The organism is Corallococcus sp. AB045 (assembly GCF_003668895.1).
Classification (GTDB): domain Bacteria; phylum Myxococcota; class Myxococcia; order Myxococcales; family Myxococcaceae; genus Corallococcus; species Corallococcus coralloides.
In genome coordinates, this window is the sequence record NZ_RAWN01000077.1 from 14489 (window position 1) to 39338 (window position 24850).

The following is a 24850-nucleotide window of genomic DNA, read 5'->3' on the forward strand; positions in this document are numbered from 1 at the left end:
GAAGATTCTCATCGACAACCTCCCGGACACCTCGTCGCGGACAGCGCGGCCGACGCCGACAAGCGCGACTCATACCTTGGGGCTATAGACACACAGGCCAAATGACCAGAACCACACCCACTATCCTCCCCTCTTCTTCAACCTCCCGCCCCACTATTACTGTCAACCAGACTCAAGCCACCACCCCCTGCGGCCCATCAAGCATGCTGCAACTGTCAAATCCACCGTCATTCAGAAACACACACCCAGTCAATCGCCATCACCGAGCACCGTCCGAGGCGCCATTTGAACACAGAACACGCCCTTCAAATCTCCTTCTACATTCTCCTCATCATATTCTCCGCAACAGCATTCATATCCGTCGCATCAATACCCAACTGGATCAAGGTCAGAGAGCCATACAAAAAGCGACTCTTTTACGCACTCATACTCGAAATTATCGCCTGCATCATCGGCTTCGTTCGACAGGGAATGACAATCAAAGACGAACACCCGCCAATCATAAGTTCGGAATTTCTCGAGCAATACAAAGTCTGGCGCTGGGATTATGGACCCAGCGGATGGCGGACCAGCATCACCTTCGACAGCGACCAGAACAGGCTCTCAGCCTCTGGAGCAACCGAATTTCATGGCAAGAAAATATTTGACTGGGCAACAACGTCTCCCGTCAATTTCTCCAAAGATGGAACTATCGACTTTGTCGCCAAGCAATCCATTGCCAGCAATATTGGCGAAATCATGGGTCCAAACGCACCAAGACCTGGCACTCACGAGATCAAGTTCAAGCTCAAGCCAATTCTCGCCTTCAGCGGGACCTGGAAGACGGTCAATGCTCCTGACGGAGGAGAAACCTACCAAGGGACAATCGATTGTTTTGCTGCGCGTGACGCAACGCTCAAGGCAGGAAGCCAGGCGCAACCCGCACCGGCGAGTCCTCCGAACGCTGGAACCACAGAGCCCTGACACGGTGGTCATCGCGGTCGCAGTGGGTTGCCGCAGAAGACAAACCAAGTGGCCACGACCTGCGACTGTGCGGCAGAGGGCCTCACACAAATATTTCGACAGAGTCTGTTTTGGTCGAAGAGAACGCTGCCCGACTGCGGATGGTGACACAGTGACTCGGGTGAAGTATGGAACGGTCATTACTCCGGACCTCGTCAAGGTGCGATCCCTCGCTTGAAGCGGGCTTGCACCCAGACGGGCCGGAGCCTAATTGCCATTTCGCTGCCAGTGCCCCCGGCTTTCTCTGGAACAGTTTCCAGGACGAGACTGAGGTGCTTCTGTATAGAGGCGCCTCATGGTCTCAAGGTCGACCACGTCACTCTAGCGAAATGCATTTTATGCTCAGCCCTGCAACATCGCGCCTCATTGGACGTGCGCTCCTCGTGGCTCGCACCCTCGCCGGTGTGCTATTCCTCGTCGCATCAAACACGAGCGCTCAAGCCCCCAGCGCGCCCCAATCTGCACACCCAAGGGCCGTATCGCTCACCGTGAGTGGCGGCGTGTCCCTGGGCACGTATGAAGCAGGGCTCCTGTACTACTCAGGAACGTCTTCCCAGGGTGAACGCGCCGTGGACCTGCGGCTCGTGACAGGCGCTTCCGCAGGGAGCCTCAACGCCCTGCTGGCAATCATGGCGTCTTGTGGCGTGGATGCGTCCACGCCGGGCCAATCGTTGTTCTGGGACATCTGGGTTCCCATTGGCTTCAACGACCTCTTCATCCCGACATCAACGACGCCGCTCGGTGTCTTCTCGCGGGAGGCACTGGAACGGCGCGCCTCCCATATCGAACAGACCTGGAACCGAGGCCTGGACCGTTCCTGCGACGTGGTGCTCGGGGTTTCGACGACGCGCCTGACACCTCGCGCCCTTCAAGCCGCGAACGGACGGCTCGATCTGCCTCGGCTCGAAGAGAAGTTCGCCATCCGCATCCAGGGACGCGGGGCCGGACAACATCCTCTCGCAACCAACTACACCACTCGCGAGGGCCGGCGCCTGGAGCTATTGCTCGAGACGGACGAGCACGGGGAGATCCCCTTCGCGAACCTGCGCGAGTTGCTGCTCGCGTCCATGTCCTTCCCCATCGCGTTCCCACCCCAACCCCTGCGGACCTGCGCGCCGAACGCCTCCGCGAAGCCGGGGATATGCGTGCCTTCGGAGGCAAAGCGCGAACTCTTCATCGATGGCGGCGTCTTCGACAACACGCCCCTGCGTCTGGCCGTGGGGCTTGCCCGGGATGGCCTTCGCGAAACCGCGGACGGCAAGCTGGAGTGGCGTCCGGTCCCACAGCCCGACACACGCACGACGCCTCCCGGAATCGCGTTCGCATTCATCGATCCGGACGCGACGGAGTACCCGGTCGCGCCTCCTGCCCAGGCAGGCGCCGGGCCAGTCTCACTGCCAGGAGCACTCGCGGAGATCCTAGCGGCGTTTGTTGATACGGCGCGCTCCAAGGAACTGGCCATGCTCCTGGAGGAAGAGCCGGAGATCGCCAAACGACTCACCCTCCCCCGTCGGCATTTTCCCGCAGCCGGTGCGCCCCTCTTCGCGTTCCTGGGCTTCTTTGAAAGAAGCTTCCGTGTCTTTGATTTCTACCTGGGCATGTATGACGCCCGGCGGATGATGGATGACGCGTTCCGGGAAGGGCGGACGGCGTCGGAGCGGCCTCGCGCGGCGGCGGTGGATGGCATTGGCGGATGGCAACCCTTCGCCTGCATGAGCGCTGTCTACGACTCATCACCGAGCGCGGAGCAGGCCTGTCAGGGCGAAGCGTTGGAGGACTTCCGGGCGTTGTTGCAGATGTCCTTGGACCAGCTCTACGACGCATGCAGCAAGTCCGCCGCGACCGTTCCCCCGGGCACCTGGCGCAACGCGCACTGTGACCGCGCCATCGCGGGCCAGCCACCGCCTCATGTCCCGGGCCTCCAGCCCACCGAGTGGCCAGACTGGAAGCAGCGCAAGGACGAATCGGAGCTGTCGTATTCGATGCGGCTGCTGGGTGCCTATGGCTTCGGGTTCCACGACCTGAGCGTACCGAAAGGCAGAGGCGACCTCGCCGTCCTGCGCATCCGCCATGCACTGGGCGACGCGGCCACCCGGCTCGCGGCGGTGCAACCCGACGCCGACAGGCCCACGGTCCGTTTCGCCAGCAAGCTCGCGGTGGACAGCATCAGCTACGAGCCTCAGCGCCTGTCACTGCACATCACGATGGGGCCCACCGCGAGCGAGGTCGGCCTGAGCGTCGGGGCCTCCGCGATGCCGCTGTCATCCGGGCTCCGGTTCGCGGGGGCGCTCGGGTTCCGAGGGCTCGAGGACGTCCTGTCCTCCGGCAGCAGCAGCGACCCATTTGGCGTAGCCCTCACGGGCGGACTGGAGTTCCAGCCCCGCTCGGAGCAGACCTTCCTCTCCCAAAGCCGTCTCGCGCTTCGTGCCGGATGGTTGTTCAGCGCGAACGACGGCTACGGAACGAGCCTCTGCACGGACCGAGGCGCAAGCCACGTGACCGCGTGCTCACGGCCCGTCGTCCAGGGGCTCGTGGGCATCACCTTCCTGGAGTTCCTCCGGGCCCAGGTGGTCGGTGAGTGGTACCCGGGCAGCAACTCGCGGAAGACGCTTTGGTCCGTCGCCCCGGGCATCGGCCTGGAGCTTGGACTCTGACAACTCCTCGCGAATAACCAGGACGGGGCCCCCTGCGATCCGTGACGCTGGCGTAAAGTCACGTACATTCATGATCTCCATTCGCTCCCTCGCTCTCTCCTGTGTGGTCGTGCTCGGCTTCTTCGCCGCTTGTCGTGACGATTCCCCCAACCCCGGCGGGACACCCGACGCCTCGGTGCCTGAGATGTGCACCGACGCTGGCGCCACGCAGTGCGGCGACACTTGCGTCAACACCGACAGCGACCCTGCCCACTGCGGAGGATGCGACCAGGCCTGCACGACCATCGAGGCCTGTGAGGCCGGTGTCTGCGTCGCGGTCTGTCGGATCGACGGCGAGCAGTTCGCGGCCGGCGCGGTGAACGCGATGAATGCATGCGAGCAGTGCGTGCCCGCGACGTCCGCCACCACGTGGACGCCGCTCGCGGACGGGACGGCGTGCGGCACGGGACAGGTCTGCTCGGCCGGCGCGTGTAGCTCGAAGTGCTTCATCGACGGCACGATCTACTCCGAGGGTACGCCGAACCCCGCGAATGAGTGTGAGGTCTGTGCACCGGCGACGTCGACGACGACGTGGTCGCCGCGCGCGAGCGTTCCGCTACTGGTCGGCGGCGACGACATCGCAGCGCAGGGCTGGACGACGTACGCGCAGGCACCGAACACGCTCACGTACGGCGAGGACTACGTCCGCCTCGCGACGTCGACGAACAGCGGTGGCCGAACGAGCGGTCAGTTGCTCATCGCGCGGGCGAACAGCGTTGACGGAACGCAGCCGTTCAAGCTCCGCGTGACAATGCAGGTCGAATCGGTGAACACCCACAACCAGCTCGACAGCGGCGCGGCCATCCTGGGGAGCTTCACCAGCCCGGCCGGCAACGGGACGGATCGCTCGCAGATGATCTACCTGGACAGCGCGGCGATTGGCTGGGCGGATGACACGCAGTCCTCCGCCTTCGCAGCGACCGATGGCGCGTATCACGTCTACGAGCTCGCGGTGGATGCCGCCAAGGTAGCGACGGTGAGCGTCGACGGCGTCGCGAAGCTCACGCGGAACAACTTCATGACGAACGGCACCATCGCCCTCGGCGACCAGACCAACGATCCGAACGTCGACGGCGCGGTGCGGATCAAGTCGGTCGAGAAGCTCTGCCAGTGAGGCTCTCTTCTGTCCCCATGGATTGGCATGGGGACAGAATCACGTGTGGGCCATGATCGGAAACCGGTGGGCCTCTGGTGAGAGCCGGAGGTTCCGCACGAACAGGTCGGCCTCCGTGTCCTCGCCGGCCTCCACGGCACCGGGCCAGTAACGCTCCGGAGTGAAACCGAAGCGGATGGTCCGGATGGGCCGGTCAATCAACCGGGGGAGCCAGGCGCGCAGGTCGAAGGGCTCCCGAGCGAAGACATCGTCGAGGTAGAGCGTGTCTCCCTCGACGCCCGCGAGCACCCAGGTGTCCGAGCCCAGCTGACGCAAAGGCCTCGCGAAACCATTGGCCACGGTCCAGCTCGCCACCGTCGCGTAGCCACGCGCGCCGAAGCGCTCCGTTGACGGAAGCCCCTCGCTGGAGAGCGCGGCAAGTCCGGCGCGCAATTCCGCGTCCTCCAAATTGATCGTGGGCGCTGGTGGACCTTCCGGCACGGCATCGTACGCGGCGGCAAACAGCATCTGCTTCCACGGCTGGAACCCGAAGCGCGGGTAGAACTGGCGCACCTTGGGATTGGCGAAGAGCAGCACGGGCGCATCCCCGCACGCGTCCAGCGCGGCGTTCATCACCACCCGAGCCAGTCCCCGCCCACGATGCGACGGCAGGCAGCCCACGGCGCCCAACTGGTAGCCCGTCACGTCGCGGCCCTCCAACAGCAGGCGCATCCGCATCACGGAGGTATTGGCCACCACGCGTCCGGCCTCCATCAGCGCGAACGCGTGGTAGTCGTCGTTCCACTCTCCCCATGCGCGCCAACGACGGAAGTCCGCACGGCGGAACACCTGGGGCACGTAGTCACAGAACAATTCCTGCAGGTCTTTGTCGTGTGACCCGATCCGGGTGACCGTATGCGCGTCCATCGTTCAGCTCCGATGTGTGCCCGGGAGAGGGCTCACCAACCGTTGTAATGCCTCATCCACTCGCCGTACACGCTGACGTCCGACGCGCACGGCCCCTGACCCGTCGTGTTGTAGGGCGGCGGCGCGGTGAGCGTCCCGGCGTTTCCCTTTGGCGGCGCGAAGTAGACCGTGGACGACGTGAGCTGGGTGCAGTTGTCCGTGCCGGGGCCGTACCACTCCACCCAGTTGATGATGGAGCCGCTCAGCCAGTTGCGGCCCCACGGCACGCGGATCCGGCCAACGACCGTCTCCGTCTGGGTGCTGTCGTTGATGATGACGCCCAGCCACCACTCCCCTTCCGCGTCCGCCCCGTTCTGCCAGACGCGGACGCGGTAGTACTGCCCGGCCACCCAGTTGAAGGGCACCATGGTCTGGTACCCCACCCCTTCGTGGGAGAACGGCTGACAGATGGCGCCGCTCACGTTCGAGCACGTCGCGCCATTGGCTCCCCAGATGGAGAACACAGCGCGCTTCCCATTGGGGTCCGTCTGGATGCCGATGTAGCCCGCATCGCCACCCGTCTTGAAAGCGAACTGCGCGGCGTAGAAGTACCAGGGCGCGACGTGGGTCGCGTCCGCGGCCGGGTCGTTCGACGGGAAGATGGTCAGATCGAAGTTGTAGAGGCCCTGAGCCGGCACGTTCTGCACGTCCCAGTAAGAATAGGTCTGGTTGACCTTCACCAGGGACTGCGAGGTCGTCGCCAGCTCGGGTTGCGCGGCCTGAGGGTCAGTCCCTCCGCAGGCAAGGAGGGAACCCAGACAGAAGGGAGTCAGCACCTGAAGGAATCGGGTCATGGCGCAGCTCTCTCGCCAGTTCACCCATCTCCGTCAAGGCGAACCTTTCAAACTAAGCGGACTTTGCTGATTCCTGACTGCCCTGGCCGTACCCGCACAGGCCCAGGCCCCAGATGAGCATGAACGACAGGTGCACGCTGGGGTGGAACGGCAGGTAGTGCACCAGGGCCAGGACGTGGAAGCCGACGAACGACAGGAGCGCTCCCGTCGCTGGGATGGAACCAGCCCGGTGCCTTCGCACCAGCGCCCGCGCCAGCAGGACGTGCATCGTCGCCAGCAGCACCAGCCCCACGAGCCCCGTCTCCGCCCACGCCGTCAGCCAGAGGTTATGGGAGTCCGTGGCCAGCAGGTCCGTGATGCCCGTCTCCGCCTGCGTCGCCAGGGCCGCGGGTTTGTGATTACCGAAGCCTACGCCCACCCAGGGGTGCTCCCGCACCAGCCTCCAGCCCACGGACATCGCCAGCGACCGCTCTCCGCTGCCGAAGAGGTTGTCCACCGCCTTGCCGAACCGTTCCCGCCACGCGGGCGTCAGCAGCACCACGGCCACCAGCGCCACCGCCACGCCCAGCCCCGCCTTCCGCGCCGTTCCCCGCAGCAACAACAGCAGCGCCAGCACGCACACGCCCAGCGCCGCTCCCAGCGCCGCTCGCGCGAACGCGCCGTAGATGGACAGCAGCAGCCCCAGCACCATCACCCCGGCCAGCACCCTCCGCCGCGTCACCTTCGACCGGCCAATCACCGCCAGCGCCGGGCCCAGCACGGCAATCGCTCCGTGCGCGAACCGCAGCCGGTGGAAGAAGAAGCCTCCCGCCGCGTACCTCGGGTTCTCCTCCGTCCCGAAGTTCTCGTGCAGGCGCGCCAGGTTCAGCTTCGTGAACTTCGGTGGCTCCCAGGGCCACGGCACCCGGTGCTGGAAGAGGCCCAGCGCCGCCGCCAGCAGCCAGCCTCCCGCGATGAGGCTCCCCAGCATCAGCCAGGGCACTCCCAGCGTCCCGACGCACGCGACCGCTGCTCCCGCCACCGTGTCCAGCGCCTGGCCGTACCTCGCGCCCCGGGGCCACTTCGTCGCGGCTCCCGTCATCAACGCCACTGCCGGGGACACCAGCTGCCAGGCGCACAGGGCGACGCTCGCCAGCACGAACGCCCTCACGTCCTTCTCCAGCCGCAGCCGCTTCGTCACCGCCAGCGCCAGGGCCAGCGCAGTGGCCAGGATGGCTCCGGCCTGGAGCACCGCCTCCGCCAGCACCAGCCCTACCGCGTAGAGCCCCAACACCGCGGCGACCGCCGTCCTCCAGCGCCCTGACTCGACCGTCTGCGTATCCGTGCCCATGCCGTGCGCCTCGAACTCGCGAGGCCGGTGGACCCTATCCCACCTCGTGCTCCCCTGCCCTTCCGGACTGGCCCCGGAATCCCCGGCGATGGGCCCCGTCATCCCTTTTCACGTGCTTGACGTTGGCGCTCCAGACGGGCACGCGTTACCCAGGCTCCTTTCCCGGGCCCCCCTTCCGACATGCGCACCACCCATCGACCGTTCACCACCCTGGCTCTGGCGCTGTGCCTCTTCGTGGCCGCGCTGGAGATGACCGTCGTCTCCACCGCCATGCCCACGGTGGTCAGCGACCTGGGCGGCATCCAGCACTACGCGTGGGTCTTCACCGCGTACATGCTGTCGTCCACCATCACCGTCCCCATCTACGGGAAGCTCGCGGACCTCTACGGCCGCAAGCCCATCGTCCTCTTCGGCTCCACCCTGTTCCTGCTGTCGTCCCTGGCGTGCGGGTTCTCCACGTCGATGAACATGCTCATCGCGTTCCGCGTCCTCCAGGGACTGGGCGCTGGCGCCATGCAGCCCATCGCGCTCACCATCATCGGGGACATCTACACGCTGGAGCAGCGCGGGAAGGTCCAGGGCGCGTTCAGCGCCGTGTGGGGCATCGCCGGCCTCGCGGGCCCGCTCACCGGCGGCCTCATCGTGAAGTACCTCACCTGGCACTGGATCTTCTTCATCAACATCCCCATCGGCATCGCGTCCATGGTGCTGCTCGTCGCGTTCTTCCACGAGCAACTCAAGCCCAAGGTTCGTGCCCGGCTCGACTACGCGGGCGCGGCGCTGCTGTCCTCGGGCGTCGTGGCGCTGCTGTTCGGCGTGCAGGGCTCCGGGCGGACACTGCTCGCCCTTCCCCTCGCTGCGGTGCTCCTCACCGCGTTCGTGTTCGTGGAGCTTCGCGCCGCCGAGCCCATCATCCCGATGAGCATCTTCAAGATTCCCACCATCGCCATCTCCAACCTGGCGGGCGCCCTCTTCTCCGCCGCCCAGTTCGGCGCGACCACATACGTGCCCCTGTACGTGCAGGGCGTGCTCGGTGGCTCCGCCACGATGGCGGGCGGGATGATCACCCCCATGATCGTCGGCTGGCCGCTGGCGAGCCTCATCGGCGGCAGGCTCATGGTCCGCACCGGATTCCGGCCGCTCATTGTCGGCGGGCTGGGGCTGGCCTCCATTGGCACCGTGCTGATGGCGCTGCTGCTCAAGCCCGGGGCTTCGATGCTGGTGCCGCAGATCGCCATGGGGTTGTTTGGCATTGGCCTGGGCTTCGCCGCCATGGCGACCATGGTGGCAGTCCAGACCACCGTGGGCTGGGAGTTGCGCGGCGTGGCCACGGCCAGCAGCATGTTCTTCCGCACCATCGGCGGGTCGCTGGGCGTGGGCGTGATGGGCGGCGTGCTGGTGTCGCAGCTCATGAAGGACCCGAACGTCCCCGTGAGCGCGGCCACGGAGCTGCTCGGCCCCGAGCACGGACGCGGGCTGGCTCCCGCCGTCCTCGAGACGCTCGGCAGCGCGCTGAACACCGGCCTGTCCATCAACTTCTGGATCATGTGCTCGGCGATGATCGCCGCGTTCGCGGCGGGCCTGTTCTTCCCCAAGGTGAAGCGCGTCACCACGCCCGTGAACATGTCCGACGTCACCGCCTCCCACTGACCGCCGGGTTCCAGGAGGTGGGGCTCACTGGAACCCGATGGCAGGTCATGCGTCTGGCGTTGCGCTGGCGCTCAGCGGGGTGCACCTCACATTGGCGGGCACGGACCACAACGCATCCCCGTGGACGCCGGAGTACCCCCGGAAGTAGATGGTGCTGCCCACGCGGGTGAACTCCTCGGGCGTGCCGCCTCCCGGGCTGGAGGTGGTGACGAGGCCCGTGCCCGCGGGCGTGCCGTTCGTGACCTGTGGGGCGATCCCCATGCCGCCATCCCCCGAGCTGAAGAGCAGCGTGCCGGTGCCCGTGTCGAAGAGGGGCGAGCTGCGGATATCGGACGTGATGAGCCGCTGGCTGAGCTGCTGGGTGCCTCCCGCCGTGCCGTCCGTCACCCACAGGCTGACCTGGCGAGCCGCGGGGCCCGGAGAGCTGATCCACTCGGAGAAGTAGAGCTTTCCGCCCGCCTCGCTCGAATCCTGGACGGAGGGCTCGTTGAAGGGCTGGCCCTCGAAGGGGTTGGGCAGCGTCGTCACCGTCGCCTTCCCGTCCCCCGCCAACAACAGGCGGTACAGCTTCAAGTGCTCGTTGTCCGCGGTGCGCGCGGCCACGACGACGTACGGCCCCACCGACCCCAGCAACGTCACCAGCTTGCCGAAGGTGTCCAGGCGCACGGTGCCCGCCGCCGTCCCATCCGTCCGCCACACCTCCGTCCCGGAGGTGTCCTCCAACGTGAACAGCCCCAGGCCGGTATAGCTCGGCCGCGCGGACGTCACGGGCGGCTGGCCCGCGTCCAGACGCTTGACGACGCGGGTTCCCACCGCGGTGCCGTCCGTCCGCCACAGGCGCGTGCCGTGGACCGCGTCCTGGAGGAAGAACAGCAGCGCGCCATGCGTCCGCAACGTGGGGAAGGCCATGGACTCCTCGGGCCCGAAGGAGACCACCCGGTAGGTCCCCGCCGCCGTCCCGTTCGAGCGCCACAGTTCCATCCCGCTCGCCGTCGTGAGGAAGAAGCTCAGCTCGCCCCTCAGGGAGGTGAGATTCGACAGGGAGGAGCTCTCGATGCCCGGCGTGATGTCCTTCACCAGCCGCGTCCCCGCCGCCGTCCCGTCCGTCACCCACAATTCCCGGCCGACCACCGGGTCGTTCATCGTGAAGAAGAGGCGCGAGCCCACGGCGGTGAAGGAGGCGAACTCGCGGAAGGTCAGCCCCTCGGAGGGGAACTCCTTGAACGGCGCGGTGCCCGCCGAGGTGCCGTCACTGCGCCACAGGGCCGCCGGCCCCTGGTAGGGATCCGCGGAGAAGAACAGCGTGCCCGCGACGTTCGTCAGCCCCGTCGGAATCGGCCGGAACGGTGAAGGGAGCGGAGCATCCGGGGGGAGGATGTCCTTCACCTTGGTGGCGGCCAGCGCGGGCGTGCACGCCTGGGCCTGGACCTGTCGCTCCTCCGCCGCGGGCGCCTCCGCGTCCTGGATTCCGCCACACCCCATGAGGCACAGCCCCACCAGACCCACCATCCATCGCTTGCGCATCGCCCGCCTCCTTGTCAGTCCAAGGCACGGGACAGTGGGACGCGGGCAGGTGACCGCCAATGTGTCCCGAGGGGACCAGGGCGTGTGGTGCATCCGACGGGCGCCCGATACTCCTGCCGCTGTCGGGAAACCGACGCGCCCCACTTTTCCCATCGCAGACATTGCATGGCGTGGGTCAGCTGGAGTCCCATCCCTCTCCGGGGGATGCACGGCCTTCACCTCGGGAGATGAAAGATGGCGGGTCCGCTGAGTGACGACGAGCTTGGAAAGATTGACGCCTACTGGCGCGCGGCGAACTACCTGTCCATCGGGCAGATCTACCTCAAGGACAACCCGCTGCTGGAGCGGCCCCTCACCCGCGAGGACATCAAGCCCCGGCTGCTCGGGCACTTCGGCACCACGCCCGGCCTCAACTTCATCTACGTGCACCTGAACCGCATCATCCGGAACCACCGGGCCAACATGATGTATCTCATTGGCCCCGGCCACGGCGCGCCCGGCATCATCGCGAACACGTTCCTCGAGGGCTCCTACACGGAGCTGTATCCCAACATCGAGCGCAACCGCGACGGCATGAAGCGCCTGTTCCGCCAGTTCTCCTGGCCCTACGGCGTCCCCAGCCACGACGCGCCCGAGGTCCCCGGCTCCATCAGCGAGGGCGGCGAGCTGGGCTACTCGCTGCTCCACGCGTACGGCGCCGTGCTGGACAACCCGGACCTCATCGTCCCGTGCGTCGTCGGTGACGGCGAGGCGGAGACGGGCGCGCTCGCCGCGAGCTGGCACTCCAACAAGTTCATCAACCCCATCACCGACGGCGCGGTGCTGCCCATCCTGCACCTCAACGGGTACAAGATCGCCAACCCCACGGTGCTCGCCCGCATCGACGCCGACGAGCTGGAGGCCCTCTTCAAGGGCTACGGCTACACGCCCTACTTCCTGGAAGGCGACGACCCCAAGGACATGCACCAGCGGATGGCGCAGGTGCTGGACACGCTCTACGCCGAAATCACGCGCATCCAGCGCCACGCCCGCGAGAAGAACGACCCCACCCGCCCGCGCTGGCCCATGCTCGTGCTGCGCACCCCCAAGGGGTGGACCGGCCCGAAGGTGGTGGACGGCAAGCCCGTGGAGGGCACGTGGCGCGCCCACCAGGTCCCTCTGGAGGAGGTGCGCGACAACCCCGAGCACCTGAAGATTCTGGAAGCGTGGCTCCACAGCTACCGGCCCCGCGAGCTGTTCGACGCGAACGGCACCTTCCGCGAGGAGCTGGCGGACATCGCGCCCAAGGGCCGGCTGCGCATGGGCGTCAACGTGCACTCGAACGGCGGCCAGCTGCTGGTGCCGCTCGTGCTGCCGGGCTTCCGCGACTACGCGGTCGACCCGGGCGTCCCGGGTTCCAAGCAGGTCAGCGCCACCAAGGTGCTGGGCGGCTACCTGCGGGACGTGATGCGCCACAACCTAGCGGCGAAGAACTTCCGCATGTTCGCCCCGGACGAGAACGCGTCCAACCGGCTCCAGGACGTGTATGCCGTCAGCGGCAAGAGCTGGGACGCGAAGCAGGAGCCCACGGACGAGAACCTCTCCGTCGACGGCCGCGTGATGGAGGTCCTGAGCGAGCACCTCTGCCAGGGCTGGCTGGAGGGGTACCTGCTCACCGGACGCCACGGCTTCTTCTCCTGCTACGAGGCGTTCATCCACATCATCGATTCGATGTTCAACCAGCACGCCAAGTGGATCAAGAGCGCCAAGGAGCTGCCGTGGCGCAAGCCCATCGCGTCGCTGAACTACCTGCTCAGCTCGCACGTGTGGCGGCAGGACCACAACGGGTTCTCCCACCAGGACCCGGGCTTCATCGACCACGTGGCCAACAAGAAGGCGGACACGGTGCGCATCTACCTGCCGCCGGACGCGAACACGCTGTTGTCGGTGGCGGATCACTGCCTGCGCTCGAAGAACTACGTGAACCTCATCATCGCGGGGAAGCAGCTGTCGCCGGTGTGGCTGGACATGGCGAGCGCCGTGCGCCACTGCTCGGCGGGCATTGGCGCGTGGGACTGGGCGGGTAACGACGACGGCGACCCGGACGTGGTGATGGCCTGCGCGGGCGACGTGCCCACCATGGAGACGCTGGCCGCGGTGACGCTGCTGCGCGAGTGGGCCCCGGAGCTCAAGGTGCGCGTGGTCAACGTGGTGGATGTCTTCACGCTCGCGCCCGTGCACGTCCATCCGCACGGGCTCAACGAGGAGGACTTCAACCGCCTGTTCACCACGGACAAGCCCGTGGTGTTCGCGTTCCACGGCTACCCCACGCTCGTGCACAAGCTCACGTACAACCGGGCCAACCACGGCAACATCCACGTGCACGGGTACAAGGAAGAGGGCACCACGACGACGCCGTTCGACATGACGGTGCTCAACGACATGGACCGCTTCACCCTGGCGCTGGATGCCATCCGGCACTCGAAGGCCGCGCGGCACCGGCTGGGCGACGCGGAGCAGCGCTTCTCCGAGGTGCGCCAGCGGCACAAGCTCTACGTGTCCGAGCACGGCGAGGACATGCCCGAGGTGGCCAACTGGAAGTGGACCACGCGATGAGCGACCCGGGCGCGGTGCTGGTCATCAACAGCGGCTCATCGTCGCTGAAGTTCGGCCTCTACGTCGAACAGGACGGCCAGGAGTCAGTGCGGTTCAAGGGAAGCGCGACCCGCATCGGCGCGGAGCAGGGCCGGCTGGTCGTGAAGGACGGCGCGGGGAAGCAGGTGCGCGCGGTGGACGTGCGGCATCCATCGCAGGAGGACGCGTTCCGCGAGGCCGTTCGGCACCTGGAGGAACTGGGCGGAGAGCGGCCCCGCGCCATCGGGCACCGTGTGGTGCATGGCGGTCCCCTCCTGCGCGAGCACCAGGCCCTGACGCCGGAGGTGATGAAGGCGCTGGAGAAGGCGACGCACTTCGCGCCGCTGCACATCCCTCCGGCGCTGCGGCTCATCCGCGCCACCGAGCGGCAGTACCCGGGTGTGCCGCAGTTCGTCTGCTTCGACACGGCCTTCCACGCGACGCTGCCCGAGGTCGCGTCGACGCTCCCCCTGCCCCGCTCCGTAAGGGACCAGGGCGTGCAGCGGTACGGCTTCCACGGCCTGTCGTATGAGTCCATCGTGGCGAGGCTCGAGCCCCAGGTGCCCGCGCGCACCGTGGTGGCCCACCTGGGCAACGGCGCGAGCCTCGCGGCGCTGGAGCGCGGGCGCTCCGTGGACACCTCCATGGGCTTCACGCCCACCGGTGGCATTCCCAGCGGCACCCGGACGGGCGACCTGGATCCGGGCGTGCTGCTGTTCCTGATGCGCACGGGCGGAATGGACGCGGATGCGCTGGAGACGCTGGTGACCCACGACGCCGGGCTTCGGGGCTTGTCGGAGGGGACCAGCGACATGCAGGCCCTCACGCGTGACGAGGCGGCGGGCAATGCCGCAGCGGCGCTGGCGGTGGACGTCTTCACACGAAGCATCGCGAAGACGGTGGGTGCCTACGCGGCGGTGCTCGGCGGCCTGGACCTGCTCGTATTCACGGGCGGCATCGGGGAGAACAGCGCGCGGGTTCGCGAGGGCGTGTGCGGGAGGTTGGGCCACCTGGGCATCCAGTTGGACGCGCAGCGGAACGAGGCGGGCGCGGCGGTCATCACGACCGATGCGTCATCGTGTCTGGTGCGTGTGCTGCCAAGCGATGAGGAGGTTCAGCTCGCCCGTCACACGCGCCGGCTCCTCCGAGGATGAAGCCCCCTGCCCCTCCGGGCCCGAATTCCACTCGTACTGCGGGGAAGTGAGAACCCCGCAGCCCCCCTTCGGCGGGCGGCGACACGCTCGAACCTGTCCGACAGTCGGACAGGTTTTGGAACTCCTCGGCCGCCCGGGGCCTCCGCGACGCCCGGGCCGCGGAAACCTGTCCGACAGGCTTGGAGTCCCTGGACAGGCGGGATGCCCGCGAGGTCGGACCGCGGAAACTTGTCCGACTGTCCGACAGGTTTTGGGGTTCCTGGACCGGCGGGGTGCCTGCCGGGCTCAGGCCTGCCGCGTCACGCTTCGGCGCGGGAAGTGCAACAGTCCTTCGCGGCGCAGCCATAGGGCCGCCGCCACCACGGTCAGCAGCGTCGTGGGCATCCAGGCCGCCACGGCGGGCGCCAGACGCTCGGTGAGCACCAGCGTGCGGGACACCACCATCAGGCCCCACATCGCCACGGCGATGAGCAGCCCCTCCACCACCGCCGCCGTCAGGTGCCCGCGCCGGTTCGTCCGCAGCGCCAGGCCCACCGCGAGCAACGCCGCGGGCAGCCCCGCCAGCGGATACGCGAAGCGGTTGTGCCACGCGAGCTGGAAGGCCTTCGTCGCGAGCCCCACCTCCGCTCTGGCGACAATCTGCTCGCCCAGCTCTCCCAGGCGCATCTGCTCCGGACGGCCCGGCCGGATGCGGAACGTCGTCGCGCCCACGCCCAGCTCGTACTCCGCGGTGGGCTGCTGCGTCACGGACGTGCGCCCGTCCTCCGTGAACGTGCGCTCCACCACGTCCGTCAGCTCCCAGCGCGTACCCTCCACCGGGCGCATCCGCCCCGCGTCAACGCGCCGTCGCAGCTTGAACTCCGGCGTCAGCGTGAAGATGGAGACGTTCTCGAAGCCCTCCTGCGGGTTGCCGCCTCGCAGGAAGAAGATGGAGTCCCCCCGCCGGAACCACTGCTTCGGCGTGTAGTACATCCGCCAGTCGCCCCAGCGGTTGAAGCGCTGCGTGGTGATTTCATCCACGCGCCGACCCGCTCGCGCGGCCACCGTCTCGTCGAACGCCACCAGTCCCACGCACGCCACCAGCGCGCAAATGCCCACCGGCAGGTACAGCGACGCCGGCCCGAAGGTGAGCGCCCGGAGCGCCGTGACCTCCCCCTTCTTGCGCAGCGCCGACACCGTGGTGCCCGCCGCCAACAAGAGCGCCGCCGGCCCCAATTGCTGCACCGTCACCAGCGCCTTGTAGCCATAGAGCTTGAGCACATCCAGCACCCAGCCCTCGCCGCCGTAGGCCTTCGCGCGGTCCACGAAGTCCACCACCAGGAACACCGCCACCACGCCCGCCAGGATGCCCAGCGTGTAGCGCACGTACGCGCCCACCACGTACCGGAAGAGGGTGCCCTTCATCGCACCGTCCCCGAACGCGTCACGCGGTACAGCGCGAACGCCCCCACCACCATGAAGAGCACGTTCGCCAGCTGCCCCGCGACGAACACCGGCATCTGGCCCTTCTGTCCCATCTGCTCGAAGGCGCGGCTCAAGAGGTAGTAGAGGACGTAGCCGCCCAGCGTCAGCAGGTAGCCCCACGCGCGGCCCGACTGCCTGCGGCCAATCGCCAGCGGCGTGCCCAGGAGCGCGAACGCCACCGGCGCCACCGCGTTGCCCATCCGGCTGTGCAGCGCCATCAGGAAGGGCCGAGAATCCTCCCGCCGCTCCTCCGCGTCCTTCGCCGCCGCCAGGAGCTCCACCGGCGTCAGCTCCTCCTTCGGCGAGCGGAACCGGTTGCGCCGCGACAGCGACCCGCCCAGCCCCACGTTGATCTCCGCCTTCTCGAAGGCGACGACGCTCGCGTCCACCGAGGAGCGGTTGGCGCGGTGCACCTCGCCTTCCTTCAATTCAATCCGCAGCGCCTCGCCCCGCTCGGACGTGCCCACGCTGCCCTTGTGCGCCAGCACCAGCAGCGGCGAGCTGGGGTCGCGGTCGTCGTGCAAGAGCACGTTCGTCCACCCGCCGCCCTTGGGCGCCACCTTCTGCGCGTACAGCGTCAGGTCGCTCAGGTCCTCGTAGAAGACGCCGGACTTCACGTCGCCCGCGACGTTCTTCTGGATGACCTCGCCCACCAGGTCCTTCACGCCCGTGAGGCCCCACGGCTCCACCGTGGACGTGAGCAGCACCATGAACGCGCTCAGCGCGATGCCCACGCCCAGCGGCGCCGCCAGCAACTGGAGCGGGCTGATGCCCAGGGCCTGAAGAGACGTGAGCTCCCGGTCCTCGCCCAGCCGCCCCAGGCCCAGCAGGATGGCCAGCAGGAACGCGATGGGCAGCGCCATCACCAGGAAGTGCGGCGCCAGGTACGCGATGAGCCGGCTCAGGTCGACCAGCGTCACCGCCGAACCCAGCAGCACGTCCGTGCCGCGCAGGAACTGCATCACGAACAGCAGCAGGAACATGAACGCCACCCAGACACCCAGGGGGACGAGCAGCTCCTTGAGCAGATAGCGCGCCAGCAGCTTCACGGCCGCGCCCGCAGCCCCCGCGCGCCAATGTCCCGGCGGAAGTGCTTGCCCTCGAAGCGCACGGCGTCCGCCGACTCCAGGGCCCGCTCGCGCGCCGTCGCCAGGCTGTCGCCCCGAGCGCACACCGTCAGCACCCGGCCGCCCGCCGTCACCAGCGCGCCGTCCTGCTTCGCCACGCCCGCCAGGAACACGGGAGCGTTCGACGCCACCGCGTCCAGCCCTTCAATGCGCTGGCCCTTCTTCGGCGCCTCCGGGTAGCCCTCCGCCGCCAGCACCACGCCCACCGACGCGCCGGGGAACTGCTTCAACGGCCGGGGCTCCAGCGTCCCCTTCGCGCACGCCTCCATCAGCGGCAGCAGGTCCTCGTCCACCTGCATCATCAGGACCTGCGTCTCCGGGTCGCCGAAGCGCGCGTTGAACTCCAGCACCTTCGGGCCGGACGCCGTGAGCATCAGCCCCGCGTACAGCACCCCGCGCAGCGGCGTGCCGCGCTTCTTGAGCACCGCCAGCGTGGGCGCGATGACCTGCTCGCCCACCTGGGCCAGCTGCGTCGGCGTGAGGAACGGCGCCGGGCAGTACGCGCCCATGCCGCCGGTGTTGGGGCCCGTGTCGCCCTCGCCCACGCGCTTGTGGTCCTGCGACAGCGGCAGCAGCACGTAGCGCTCGCCGTCGCACAGGGCCATGAGCGAGACCTCCTCGCCCTCCAGCAGCTCCTCCAGCACCATCCGCTGGCCCGCCTGCCCCATCTCCGCCACGGCGCGCACGGCGTCGCGCGCGGCCTGAGCGTCCGGCGCGACGATGACGCCCTTGCCCGCGGCCAGGCCGTCCGCCTTCACCACGATGCGGCCCTGCGCCACGGCGTACGCCTCCGCCTCCGCCGCGTTGGTGAAGACGCGGAAGGCCGCGGTGGGCACGCCCGCCTCCGCCATGATTTCCTTGGCGAAGGCCTTGGAGCCCTCGATGCGCGCGGCCGCCGCGACGGGGCCGAAGCACGGGATGTCCACCTGCGCCAGCGCGTCCGCGACGCCCGCGACGAGCGGCGCCTCCGGGCCCACCACCACCAGGTCCACGCGCTCGCGGCGCGCCAGCGACACCACCGCCTCCGGCGAGTCCGCCTGCAGGGGCACGTTGGTGCCCCACCGCGCCGTGCCCGGGTTGCCCGGGCCGACGAGGAGCCGCGAGAGACGAGGACTCTGGGCCAGCTTCCACGCGAGCGCGTGCTCGCGGCCGCCCGACCCCAGCAACAGGACCTTCACGTCAACCTCGCTCGTCCAGTTTGAAGAGCAGCTTCTTCGCCGGGAAGTAGGACGGGTCCAACCCCACCACCTTCTCCAGCACCGCGCGCGCCTCCTGCGGCTTCGACGTCACCAGCAACTCCGCCAGCTTCGTCTGCGCGGACAGCATCTTCGGCGCCACGTCCAACGCGGACTGCAACGTGCGCATCGCGCCCGCCACGTCCCCGGCCGACGCCTGCGCGAGCCCCAGCGACAGGCGCGCCACCGGCAGGCCTCGCTCGACACCCACCGCGCGCTCCGCCAGGTTCCGGGCCTGCGGCCCCTTCGTGTCCAGCGCGATGAGCGCCCGGTAAGCCTGCGCACCGCCGCTGTTCGCGTTCACATCCACCACGGAGCTCAAGAGCCGCTCGGCGGTCTGCCGGTCCCCCTGATGGAAGCGCACCAGGGCCTCGTAGAGCAGGGGCTGCACGTCCTCCGCGCGGTCGCCCAGGGACTTCACCACGTTCTCCACGCCCACCAGCGTGTCGCCCGGCCGCAGCCAGAAGCGCGACAGCGCGGGCCGGGGCGCCAGCCGCAGCGGGTCCCACACGCGCGCCTCCAGCACCGGGTAGAACAGGCGGAAGGCCTCGTCGCGCTTCTTCGCGCTCGCCGCCGCCACGCCCTCCAGCAGCTTCGCGTCCATGCGGCGGTCGTCCAGCCGCACCGCCTGCTGGAAGCGCTCCTGGGCTCCGGCCACGTCGCCTTCCAGCAGGTGCACGCGCCCTTCCAGCACCTTCTCCAGCGCCGCGTCCTGCAGCCGGCCCTGGAAGCCCTTCAGGTGCTCGCGGGCCAGGGCCGCGTCCTTCTGCGCCAGCGCCACCAGGAACCACTGCAGGTGGGCCTCCGGCATCGCCGGCACCGCCTTCAGGGCCGCCGCCGCCGCGCTCGCCGCACCGGCGTCATTGCCCGCGGTGCGCTCCGCCGCGGCCAGGTGGCTGAAGATTTCGGAGGCGTCACGCGGGCCGTAGCGGGACGCGTTCTTCGTCAGGTCCTTCAGGGCGCGCACGGCTTCGCGCGCGTTGCCCTCCGCCTGGTAGCGCAGCACCGCCAGCGCCAGGGAGGCGCGCACGTCGCCCGCCTTCGCCTTCAGCCGGTCCTCGTACAGCTTGCGCGCGCGGGCGGTCTCCCCCACCTCCACGTAGATGCGGGCGGCGGCCTCCAGGCTGTTCCAGTCCTGCGGATCCAACTCCATCCGCTGGCGCAGCTGCTTGAGCGCCAGCCCGTACTGGCCAGCCTGCTCGTGCGCGAGCGCGCTGTAGTAGTCCACGCGCTGGAGGTTCGGCGCCAGCTTCCGCGCGGCGTCGAACTCCTGGTTCGCCAGCTCGCGTGACGTGGCCACCTGGGAGCGGCCCAGCACCAGGTGCGCCTCCGCCTTGTAGGCGTCAGCGGCCTTCGGCTGGGACAGGACCTCCGTCGCCAGCCGCGCCGCCTCCTCCAGGTTGCCGGCCTGACGCGAGCGCGCCAGCAGCAGGTTCGCGTGCGCGACGAGCAGCGCGGGCGTCTCGCCGGCCATGCCCGTCGCGGCCTGGATGAGCTCGCGCGCCTCCTGGAAGGAGTTGTCGTCCATGCCCGGACCGCGCCCGAGCGCCAGCGCCTGCACGTACCCGGCGATGGCGTCCGCGCTGTGGAAGTCGAGCAGCAGCGCCTGCTGGAAGGATTCCTCGGCTTCCGTGTAGGCGATGCGCTGGTCCATCGCAAGCTGCTTCTGGCCGGCGGCCAGGTGCTCCGCGCTGGTGCCCTCCAACTCCAGGAACTGGAGCTTCCACCGGCCCACCGCGGCCAGCACCTCCGGAGGCACCGCGGCCGGAGCGGGCGGCTGCGCGTCCCGGATCCGCTGCTCCTGCTGGGGCTTGTGCACGAGGAAGTAGTAGCCCGCGCCACCGGCCCCGAGGACCGCCAGCGTCAGCAGGCCGAAGACTCCCGCACGGCTGCCGCCGCTTCCGCCACGCTGCGCGCTGCGGACCGGCGCGGCCGTGATGTGCGACGTGCGAGCGGGCTTCACCGAGCTCACGCGGGAGTCCAGCGCCAGCGCGGTGGCACCCTCGGAGAGGGGTTCGTCCCCGGACGAGGTGCCGTCCAGGCCGCTCATCACGGGCAGATCCACCAGGGCGCCGCCGCCGGTCGGAGGCGGCGCCGCCTCGGGCGCCACCACCACGGAGGACTCCCGGGGGAACGCGGACTCGCGCTGCTTGCAGGCCTCGCAGATGCCCAGGGCCTGGTCGAAGGGGTCCGTCAGGTCCTTGCCGCACGAGCGGCAGTTCTTGTGCGTCTCCGCCTTCGGGACGACCGGCGCGGGCGCGCGGGCGGACATGCGGCCCAGGGACACCGCCCCGGCGGGAGGCGAGGAGCCCCGTCCGGGCGTGGGCGCCGGCGCGGCTTCCGGCTCCAGGCCCGCGGGCGCAGGGCCCAGGAAGTCGAGCAGCGGGTCTTCCGGAACGGCTGGCGTCGCGGGAGCCGCCACCGCGGGCGCGGCGGGCACGGGAGGAGCGGGCCTCGCGGCGGGCGCCGCCTTGGAAGCGGCCGGCGGAACCGACGGGCCCGGATTGGCGAACGGGTCCGCGGGAAGGCCCCTTGAAACCTGCGACGCGGGCGGCCCCAGGTCCGCGAACGGGTCCACGCTCCCCGGCGGCCCCAGCTCCGGCATCTCACCGAAGTCCCCGAAGAGGTCCGACTTCGCGGCCGCCTTCGGCGCGGCCAGAGGCTCCGGCGGTTTCGCCGCGGCGGCCGGATTGCTCCGGGGCTCGCGCGCGACCGGAGGCGCCGGTGCGGCCGCGGGCGGCTTCAGCTCGGCGGCGGGAGGCACGGCCCCTTCAGCGGGAGCCGTCACGGACGCGGCCGAGGCCTCCCGCTTCACGAGCTGGAGGTGACGGCAGCGGGGACACTGCGCGCGGACGCCCTTGGTCGTGATCAACCGATCGTCGATCGCGTAGGCCGCCGCGCATTTCTGGCAGACGATGCGCATGAAGTTAGTGGCGGAAGTGTCGCACTCCCGTCACCACCATGGCCATCCCATGTTCATCCGCGGCGGCAATCACCTCCGCATCCCGGACAGACCCGCCCGGTTGGATGACCGCCGTCGCCCCCGCCCGGGCCGCCTCGTCCAGCCCGTCCCGGAAGGGGAAGAAGGCGTCCGAGGCCACGGCGCTACCCTTGAGGGCCTCGCCACCCCGCGTCATGGCGATGCGCACGGAGTCCACCCGGTTCGTCTGCCCGCCGCCCTGGGCCAGAAGCTGCGCCGGCGCCGCGAAGACGATGGCGTTGCTCTTCACGTGCTTGCACACCTTCCAGGCGAAGCGAAGGGCCCGCTCCTCCTCCGGCGTGGGGGCGCGCTTGGACACCACCTTCCACTCCAGGGGCGGCTCCACCGCGTCCCGGTCCATGAGCAGCATTCCCCCGGACACGCTGCGCGCGTCCACCTGCGGCCGGGGCGCCGCCGTGGCGGACGCCAGCGCGGGGCCCGCCTCCAAGAGGCGCAGGTTCTTCTTCCCGGCCAGCACCTGGAGCGCCACCGCCGAGTACGACGGCGCGATGACCGCCTCCAGGAACGTCTCCGCCATGGCCTTCGCCGTGGCCTCGTCGACTTCCCGGTTGAAGGCCACGATGCCGCCGAAGGCGCTCACCTCGTCCACCGCGCGGGCGGTGCGGTAGGCCTTCTCCAGCGCGTCGTCCACCGCCACGCCGCACGGGGTGTTGTGCTTGATGACCACCGCGCAGGGCTTCTCCGGAAACTCCAGGACGAGCCCCAGGGCCGCGTCCAGGTCCAGGATGTTGTTGTACGAGAGCTCCTTGCCCTGGAGCACCTTCGCGAAGGCGACGGACGGCTCCTTGGGCGCGGCGTATTCCTTGTAGAAGGCGCCGCGCTGGTGCGGGTTCTCCCCGTAGCGCAGGCCCTGCACCTTGCGGAACGCGAGCGACAGCTCCTCGGGGAAGGGCTCCTGGGCCTCGCCGGACAGCCACCCGGAGATGGACGCGTCGTAGGCCGCCGTGTGCGCGAACGCCTTGCGCATCAGCCGGCGCCGCGTCTCCAGGCCCACCGACTTCTGGCCCTCAATCTCCGCGAGCACCGGCGCGTAGTCGTCCGGGTCCACCACGATGGCCACGTGCTTGAAGTTCTTCGCGGACGCGCGGACCATCGCCGGCCCGCCGATGTCGATGTTCTCGATGACGTCGTCCTCGCCCGCGCCGGACGCCACCGTCTGGCGGAACGGGTAGAGGTTCACCACCACCAGCGAGATGGGCTCGATGTGGTTCGCCGCCATCTCCGCCTTGTCGCTGTCCAGGTCGGGACGGCCGAGGATGCCGCCGTGGATGCGGGGGTGGAGCGTCTTCACGCGGCCGCCGAGGATTTCGGGGCTCTGCGTGTGCTCGGACACCTGGGTGGCGGGGATGCTGGCGGCCTTCAGGGCCTCCAGGGTGCCGCCCGTGGAGAGCAGCCGGTAACCCAGCCGCACCAGGCCCTGGGCAAAGGGGACCAGACCGCGCTTGTCGGAAACGCTCAGGAGAGCCAGCACGTGTGCGCCTCGCAATGGGTGGGGGTGGCGCGGGTCCTAGCAACCACCCCCTGGGGTGTCAACGCAACACGTCACCCCAGGCCCGGCGCGAAACAGTGCCCTGCCCTCAGGGCTTGCGGGCAGACACGGGAGGCTCGGCCTCCGTGGCCTCGCGCAGCTTCATCAGGCCGCGCGTCTCCACCTGGCGGATGCGCTCGCGGGTGAGGTTCATGATTTCCCCCACCTCTTCCAGGGTGATGCCGCCCTTCTCCGCCACGTCCAGGGCGCAGGTGTGCTCCAACTCCGTGATTTCCTTGTCCGGGAAGTTGAGCTTGATGGAGCCCGTCTCCGGGTTCACGTCCAGGTAGAGGTTGTGCTTGCAGGACACGAAGAGGCACGGGCGCGGGCCGTTGATGCAGTCCGCGCGGGTGCGCGGCCGCTGCTCGTCCACGAGCTTGAGGGTCTCCGCCTCTTCCGGGTCCAGCTGACCGGCGAGCCTGCGCCGGCGCAGGTCGCGCGCCATCTCCTTGCGCGACATCGTCTTGGAGCGCCGGCGTTCCGCGGGCTGCTCCTCCTCATTCCCCCCCTCGCCCTCCTGCAGCTGCTTCACTTCCGACATGTTTCGTCCTCCAGATGCGCGGAGTCTAGCCGGTTCAACAGGACCCTGGGGGGCATCCTATTGTGGCCGGAGCGTTTCGTCTTCACGCGCCGTGACGGCGCTGCCCAACCGGGCGACATCGCGGACCAGATCCTGCGCCCGTTGCCTGAGCGTTGCCAACTGGGCTTCAAGTGACCTCCTGCGTTCTCCTCCCAGGGGCCGTCCTCCCAGCTCCTCCTGGAACCCGTCCAGTACTTCCGACAGGTCCCTCTGGAGCTGGTCGATGTGGTTGCGGTGGAACACGAAGGAGCGGCGGATGTCCTCCAGGGTGTGTCCTTCGGCCATCATCTTCTTGATGACGTTGATGCGCCGCACCGCTTCCACCGGGTAGAGGCCCAGGCTGCCCTGGTGCTTCCCCTTGCGGCCCACACGGCGGCTGCGGGGGAGCAGACCGGCCTGGACGTACTTCCGGAACGTCGCCTCCGAGAGCCTCACGCCCCGGGGCCGGAAGATTTCCAGGATCGCGTTCGCGGGAAGCCCGCCCGCGTTTTCGCGCTCGATGCGCTCGAGTTCCTCGGGCGCGAGCAGGTCCATCGATTCCATTGAATAGAGGCTACTGAATGGATGCCATAGGTGCCAGATTCGCGCGTCATTCGTCAAGGAAGACGAGCAGGCGGGCGGACGGACGTCGTCCGGCCGACGCTCCGCGCCGGCTGCCGGGGGCTTCAGGGGATCGAGGGAACGGAAAGGGGGCTGCTTCAGCTCAGCGACCGCGGGGCGCGCGGAACTCCTGAATCACGGTGCCGTCAGCGGGGACGACGACGGTGAACGTCTTCTTGCTGGTCGGGTGCTGGAAGGTCACGGTGTACGTGCCGGCCGGCACCTTGTAGGTCGCGCGGCCCTGCACGTCCCCGAGCCGCTTCGCGCCCAGGTAGACGGTGGCGTAGGGGGTGGCCTTCACCTGGAGCGTGCCCATGGCCTTCGCCGAGTCCGCGGCGGGCGGCGCCGTGGCGGGGTCCGCCGTGGGCGTCGTTGCGGGGGCGGCCGGTTCGGTGGACGGAGGCGGAGTCAGGGCGGCTTCTTCGCGCCGCTGCCCTTCCAGCTCCGCGTCGACGGTCTCCGCGGCCGGCGTGCGGGCGGGCTCCGCCGGGGGCAC

Annotated in this window: 17 protein-coding genes and 1 pseudogene; 6 read left to right on the plus strand and 12 right to left on the minus strand. The window is 68.9% G+C overall.

What is annotated here, in order from left to right; genetic code table 11:
- Positions 1 to 285 precede the first annotated feature (285 nt).
- The 3 genes from D7Y21_RS41505 (at position 286) to D7Y21_RS19685 (ending at position 4809) form a co-directional block, all read left to right on the plus strand.
- The gene (locus D7Y21_RS41505; RefSeq protein ID WP_147469329.1) at positions 286 to 963 is read left to right on the plus strand and encodes a hypothetical protein; all 678 of its coding nucleotides are present in this window, start codon (positions 286 to 288) and stop codon (positions 961 to 963) included.
- Positions 964 to 1340: 377 nt separating this feature from the next.
- The gene (locus tag D7Y21_RS19680) at positions 1341 to 3656 is read left to right on the plus strand and encodes a patatin-like phospholipase family protein (RefSeq protein WP_121715009.1); all 2316 of its coding nucleotides are present in this window, start codon (positions 1341 to 1343) and stop codon (positions 3654 to 3656) included.
- A gap of 70 nt (positions 3657 to 3726) precedes the next feature.
- Positions 3727 to 4809, plus strand: a complete 1083-nt coding sequence (locus D7Y21_RS19685; RefSeq protein ID WP_121715011.1) for a hypothetical protein — start codon at positions 3727 to 3729, stop codon at positions 4807 to 4809.
- A 39-nt stretch (positions 4810 to 4848) separates the two neighbouring features.
- On the opposite strand, the gene D7Y21_RS19690 is transcribed toward D7Y21_RS19685, so the two are convergent.
- From D7Y21_RS19690 to D7Y21_RS19700, 3 genes are read right to left on the minus strand one after another with little or no spacing between them, the layout of a single operon-like run.
- Complete coding sequence (locus tag D7Y21_RS19690) at positions 4849 to 5715, minus strand: GNAT family N-acetyltransferase (RefSeq protein ID WP_121715013.1); 867 nt, start codon at positions 5713 to 5715, stop codon at positions 4849 to 4851.
- 32 nt (positions 5716 to 5747) lie between these two features.
- Positions 5748 to 6548, minus strand: a complete 801-nt coding sequence (locus D7Y21_RS19695; protein ID WP_121715015.1) for a DUF3472 domain-containing protein — start codon at positions 6546 to 6548, stop codon at positions 5748 to 5750.
- A gap of 52 nt (positions 6549 to 6600) precedes the next feature.
- Positions 6601 to 7878 carry an O-antigen ligase gene (locus tag D7Y21_RS19700; protein WP_121715017.1) on the minus strand — a complete coding sequence of 426 codons (1278 nt, stop codon included), beginning with the start codon at positions 7876 to 7878 and terminating at the stop codon, positions 6601 to 6603.
- Between the two features lie 180 nt (positions 7879 to 8058).
- Between D7Y21_RS19700 and D7Y21_RS19705 the strand changes: the two genes are divergently transcribed.
- Complete coding sequence (locus D7Y21_RS19705) at positions 8059 to 9528, plus strand: MDR family MFS transporter (protein WP_121715019.1); 1470 nt, start codon at positions 8059 to 8061, stop codon at positions 9526 to 9528.
- A gap of 45 nt (positions 9529 to 9573) precedes the next feature.
- On the opposite strand, the gene D7Y21_RS19710 is transcribed toward D7Y21_RS19705, so the two are convergent.
- A complete protein-coding gene (locus D7Y21_RS19710) occupies positions 9574 to 11052 on the minus strand; it encodes an ELWxxDGT repeat protein (protein WP_199735456.1) in 1479 nt (492 codons plus the stop codon).
- Between the two features lie 234 nt (positions 11053 to 11286).
- Between D7Y21_RS19710 and D7Y21_RS19715 the strand changes: the two genes are divergently transcribed.
- Together D7Y21_RS19715 and D7Y21_RS19720 are read left to right on the plus strand one after the other, a co-directional pair.
- Complete coding sequence (locus D7Y21_RS19715) at positions 11287 to 13647, plus strand: phosphoketolase (protein ID WP_120565914.1); 2361 nt, start codon at positions 11287 to 11289, stop codon at positions 13645 to 13647.
- A complete protein-coding gene (locus D7Y21_RS19720) occupies positions 13644 to 14819 on the plus strand; it encodes an acetate/propionate family kinase (RefSeq protein ID WP_121715021.1) in 1176 nt (391 codons plus the stop codon). The genes D7Y21_RS19715 and D7Y21_RS19720 overlap by 4 nt, the downstream gene beginning before the upstream one ends.
- Before the next feature lie 285 nt (positions 14820 to 15104).
- Here the strand turns inward: D7Y21_RS19720 and D7Y21_RS19725 are convergent, their stop codons facing one another.
- The 8 genes and pseudogenes from D7Y21_RS19725 to D7Y21_RS41840 all read right to left on the minus strand — a co-directional run.
- Entirely contained in the window at positions 15105 to 16223 is a 1119-nt protein-coding gene (locus tag D7Y21_RS19725; RefSeq protein ID WP_120565912.1) for an LptF/LptG family permease, read from the minus strand.
- Positions 16220 to 17332 (minus strand): LptF/LptG family permease, encoded by a 1113-nt coding sequence (locus D7Y21_RS19730; protein ID WP_120565911.1) that lies wholly within the window; start codon positions 17330 to 17332, stop codon positions 16220 to 16222. Before D7Y21_RS19730 ends, D7Y21_RS19725 begins: the two co-directional genes overlap by 4 nt.
- Complete coding sequence (gene purD, locus D7Y21_RS19735; protein ID WP_121715023.1) at positions 17329 to 18588, minus strand: phosphoribosylamine--glycine ligase; 1260 nt, start codon at positions 18586 to 18588, stop codon at positions 17329 to 17331. Before purD ends, D7Y21_RS19730 begins: the two co-directional genes overlap by 4 nt.
- A 1-nt stretch (position 18589) precedes the next feature.
- On the minus strand, positions 18590 to 21568 hold the full coding sequence (locus tag D7Y21_RS19740; protein WP_121715025.1) for a zinc-ribbon domain-containing protein: 2979 nt from the start codon (positions 21566 to 21568) through the stop codon (positions 18590 to 18592).
- 4 nt (positions 21569 to 21572) lie between these two features.
- On the minus strand, positions 21573 to 23117 hold the full coding sequence (gene purH, locus D7Y21_RS19745; RefSeq protein ID WP_120565908.1) for a bifunctional phosphoribosylaminoimidazolecarboxamide formyltransferase/IMP cyclohydrolase: 1545 nt from the start codon (positions 23115 to 23117) through the stop codon (positions 21573 to 21575).
- 106 nt (positions 23118 to 23223) lie between these two features.
- The gene (locus D7Y21_RS19750; protein WP_014397952.1) at positions 23224 to 23715 is read right to left on the minus strand and encodes a sigma factor-like helix-turn-helix DNA-binding protein; all 492 of its coding nucleotides are present in this window, start codon (positions 23713 to 23715) and stop codon (positions 23224 to 23226) included.
- Positions 23716 to 23772: 57 nt separating this feature from the next.
- Positions 23773 to 24297 carry a MerR family transcriptional regulator gene (locus D7Y21_RS19755; protein WP_014397953.1) on the minus strand — a complete coding sequence of 175 codons (525 nt, stop codon included), beginning with the start codon at positions 24295 to 24297 and terminating at the stop codon, positions 23773 to 23775.
- A gap of 160 nt (positions 24298 to 24457) precedes the next feature.
- Positions 24458 to 24850: pseudogene (locus D7Y21_RS41840) on the minus strand (serine/threonine protein kinase); the annotation flags it as partial.

Bases quoted from the DNA above. Each gene is read 5' to 3' on its own strand.
- D7Y21_RS19750 (WP_014397952.1), bottom strand. From the start codon at position 23,715: ATGTCGGAAGTGAAGCAGCTGCAGGAGGGCGAGGGGGGGAATGAGGAG.
- D7Y21_RS19720 (WP_121715021.1), top strand. From the start codon at position 13,644: ATGAGCGACCCGGGCGCGGTGCTGGTCATCAACAGCGGCTCATCGTCG.
- D7Y21_RS19695 (WP_121715015.1), bottom strand. From the start codon at position 6,548: ATGACCCGATTCCTTCAGGTGCTGACTCCCTTCTGTCTGGGTTCCCTC.
- D7Y21_RS19725 (WP_120565912.1), bottom strand. From the start codon at position 16,223: ATGAAGGGCACCCTCTTCCGGTACGTGGTGGGCGCGTACGTGCGCTAC.
- D7Y21_RS19700 (WP_121715017.1), bottom strand. From the start codon at position 7,878: ATGGGCACGGATACGCAGACGGTCGAGTCAGGGCGCTGGAGGACGGCG.
- D7Y21_RS19690 (WP_121715013.1), bottom strand. From the start codon at position 5,715: ATGGACGCGCATACGGTCACCCGGATCGGGTCACACGACAAAGACCTG.
- D7Y21_RS19715 (WP_120565914.1), top strand. From the start codon at position 11,287: ATGGCGGGTCCGCTGAGTGACGACGAGCTTGGAAAGATTGACGCCTAC.
- D7Y21_RS19680 (WP_121715009.1), top strand. From the start codon at position 1,341: ATGCTCAGCCCTGCAACATCGCGCCTCATTGGACGTGCGCTCCTCGTG.
- D7Y21_RS19705 (WP_121715019.1), top strand. From the start codon at position 8,059: ATGCGCACCACCCATCGACCGTTCACCACCCTGGCTCTGGCGCTGTGC.
- D7Y21_RS19740 (WP_121715025.1), bottom strand. From the start codon at position 21,568: ATGCGCATCGTCTGCCAGAAATGCGCGGCGGCCTACGCGATCGACGAT.
- D7Y21_RS19755 (WP_014397953.1), bottom strand. From the start codon at position 24,297: ATGGAATCGATGGACCTGCTCGCGCCCGAGGAACTCGAGCGCATCGAG.
- D7Y21_RS19685 (WP_121715011.1), top strand. From the start codon at position 3,727: ATGATCTCCATTCGCTCCCTCGCTCTCTCCTGTGTGGTCGTGCTCGGC.
- D7Y21_RS19710 (WP_199735456.1), bottom strand. From the start codon at position 11,052: ATGCGCAAGCGATGGATGGTGGGTCTGGTGGGGCTGTGCCTCATGGGG.